3 protein-coding genes are annotated in these 3,143 nt (G+C 44.6%); 2 read left to right on the plus strand and 1 reads right to left on the minus strand.

What is annotated here, in order from left to right; all coding sequences use genetic code 11:
- A partial coding sequence (locus PX481_RS10025) for a trigger factor family protein (RefSeq protein ID WP_288094519.1) occupies window positions 1-414 on the minus strand: 414 nt, incomplete at its 3' end.
- Between the two features lie 324 nt (window positions 415-738).
- On the opposite strand from PX481_RS10025, the gene PX481_RS10030 reads away from it, so the two are divergent.
- Both PX481_RS10030 and dapA read left to right on the plus strand, forming a co-directional pair.
- Window positions 739-1,776: an aspartate-semialdehyde dehydrogenase gene (locus PX481_RS10030; RefSeq protein ID WP_002758599.1), complete on the plus strand. Its 1,038-nt coding sequence runs from the start codon at window positions 739-741 to the stop codon at window positions 1,774-1,776.
- Window positions 1,777-2,312: 536 nt separating this feature from the next.
- Window positions 2,313-3,143 (plus strand): 4-hydroxy-tetrahydrodipicolinate synthase (gene dapA, locus PX481_RS10035; protein ID WP_288094520.1); only part of this gene is annotated, 831 nt, incomplete at its 3' end.

A 3,143-nucleotide genomic window follows, 5' to 3' on the forward strand; every position in this document is an offset into this window, starting at 1 on the left:
AACGGTTTCTTCGGCAGTAACGCTCAGATTTTCGTAATCTCCGAGAATAATTGTCGGGGCCACATCCACGGAAACTGAAAAAGTCAAAGCTTTACCCGGTTCATAGGCAGCGATCAAATCCTCAAACTGAGACAATAGCTGCGGAGTACCCAGGGACTCGATTCCCTCCTGTTTTAGAGCAGATTCGAGACAATTTTCAAGTAATTCCTCAATTACTGCCGCTTTTACCGCTTTAGTTCCCAATCTTTGCAGAAGAATCTGACGGGGAACCTTACCAGGGCGAAAACCGGGTATATTGGCCGACTTCGCTAAATTCTTGACCACTTGCTCGTGGGTGTTTTTCGTGGTTTCGGCGGGAATTTCAATTTCTAAACCTATCTGACTGGCAGGAAGCTTTTCCTGAATAACTTTCATTGATTTTTCTAGCTCTTACGACAAGGAACGTTTATAATAGGGTGAGCGGTGTTTACGCCTGCGGTGGATCCGTCCCGCTCATGATATTCTAGGGGAATAGCTGCAGTTGCTCCCCAAGCTGTCACAATCTTTTTATTTTAGCGGTCAATGGGGTATATTTAATTTATTCCGTCCTTGGGGCAGTTAAGCCCAATCAGAAAATTTTGCTGATCAAAAGCCGATCAATCCAAGCTTGAGAATAACTCGGCGGACAAAAAAGATTTTTTACTGTAACGATTTCTTCAGACCATTATCATCACCCAACTCGTCAGGAGGTTACACAATTTGAGTCAAAAAGTACGGGTCGCTATTTTAGGGGCCACCGGGGCCGTGGGAACGGAATTACTAGAGTTATTAGCTAGTCGTCAATTCCCTCTCGCTAGTCTAAAATTACTGGCTTCCGAGCGTTCTGCTGGAAAAACCCTCGATTTTCAGGGCGAAAGTCTCCTCATCGAAGCGGTAAACGAGCGCTCTTTTCAGGACGTGGATATCGTTCTCGCTTCTGCGGGGGGAGCCACCTCAAAAGTTTGGGCGAAAACTATTGTCGAGTCGGGTGCGACGATTATCGATAACTCCAGCGCTTTTCGCATGAATCCCGAAGTGCCTCTGGTTGTCCCGGAAATCAATCCCGACAGTGTGGACAATCACCGGGGCATTATCGCTAATCCCAACTGTACGACAATTCTTTTAGGAGTGGCGATCTGGCCTCTCCACCAAGTACAGGCGATCGAGCGAGTAGTAGTTTCTACTTATCAGTCCGCTAGTGGTGCTGGAGCGCGAGCCATGGAGGAGGTAAAACAGCAAGCGCAAGCAATTCTTGACAATCGACAACCTCCCACTAATTCCTTCCCCTATCCCCTCGCTTTTAATCTTTTTCCCCACAATACCCCGATTAATGGTCAGGGGTACTGCGAGGAAGAAATGAAAATGGTCAACGAAACCCGCAAGATTTTTGCTTGTCCAGAGCTGCGGGTTAGTGCCACCTGTGTACGGGTTCCCGTCCTGCGCGCCCATTCGGAATCGGTTAACCTAGAATTTAGTCGGCCTTTTTCTGTGGTGAAGGCTAGAGAAATTCTTCAGTCCGCTCCGGGGGTAAAATTAGTGGAAGATTGGGACGCTAATTATTTTCCCATGCCAATTGATGCTACCGGTCGCGATGAAGTATTAGTGGGACGCATTCGTCAAGATATCTCCCATCCTAACGGTCTAGAATTGTGGCTATGCGGCGATCAAATTCGCAAGGGTGCGGCTTTAAATGCCGTGCAAATTGCGGAACTTTTAGTCAAGAAAAATCTCGTCGGTTCAAGATTAGCAACAGTTTGATAATTAAGCTATCAGCCATCAGCTAGATCAAGGCGATAATAACTAGACCTCTGGTAAAAATCAAAAATTGTTGTTAGGGTTAGGAGTCAGTAGTCAGTAGTCAGTAGTCAGTAGTCAGGAGGATTAAGAATGAATAATAATCAATTAAATGGTCTATTTACAGACTTTAGGCAATTTAATCCTTATTTTTGCCGTTTTTGAATCCTCAAAAATTAATTATGCAAGAGGTTAACTAGAACGTAGGTTGGGTTGAAGCATGAAACCCAACGCCCGATTATGTTACGCCACCGCTAACCCATCCTACAAATAATTAAGTGGGTGGGTGGAATTAAATATAAGATGAACGTAGGTTGGGTTGAAGCATGAAACCCAACGCCTGATTATGTTACGCTACCGCTAAACCATCCTACAAATAACTAATTGTGCCTCCCTACTTAGGAGGATTGCCAGATTCTTTCTTTTGCCTCTTGCCTTCAGAAGTTGATAACTGATAACTGATAACTGATAACTGATAACTGATAACTGATAACTGATCAATGAGTGAAACATATTTTGGACGAGTAATTACGGCGATGGTGACACCCTTCACCGTCGAGGGTCAAGTTAATTATGCCCTGGTGGAAAAATTGGCCGATTATCTAGTTACCCACGGTAGCGATGGTATAGTGGTCTGTGGGACGACGGGAGAATCACCCACCCTAAGTTGGCAGGAAGAATACGAACTATTTAGTATTGTCAAAAAAGCGGTTAATGGTCGGGGAAAAGTGATTGCGGGGACGGGTTCTAATTGCACTTCCGAAGCGATCGAAGCGACCCAACAGGCTGCTAAACTGGGTTTAGATGGTTCTTTACAAGTGGTTCCCTACTACAATAAACCTCCCCAAGAGGGTTTATATGAGCATTTTTGCGCCATTGCCAAAGCTTGTCCCGATCTGCCAGTAATGCTTTATAATATACCTGGTCGCACGGGTCAAAATATGACCCCAGAAACGATTATTAAACTGGCAGCAGTTGATAATATTGTGGCGGTAAAAGAAGCTAGTGGTAATTTAGAACAAACCTGTAAGATTTACTGTCATACTCCTGAAAATTTCGCTATTTATTCCGGCGATGATTTTCTCACCTTACCCCTGATGACCTGTGGTGCGGTGGGAGTGGTCAGTGTTGCTAGTCATCTAGTGGGAGAAGAAATCCAAGGAATGATTCAAGCTTTCTTAACTGGAGATGCGGCCAAAGCGATCGAGATTAATTTGAAATTATTTCCCCTGTTTAAAGGTTTATTCTGTGCCACTAATCCAATTCCAATTAAAGCGGCCTTAAATCTAGTCGGTTGGGAAGTGGGGGGTCTAAGACTTCCTTTATGTTCC

The sequence above is a fragment of the Microcystis sp. M53603_WE2 genome (genome assembly GCF_030065435.1).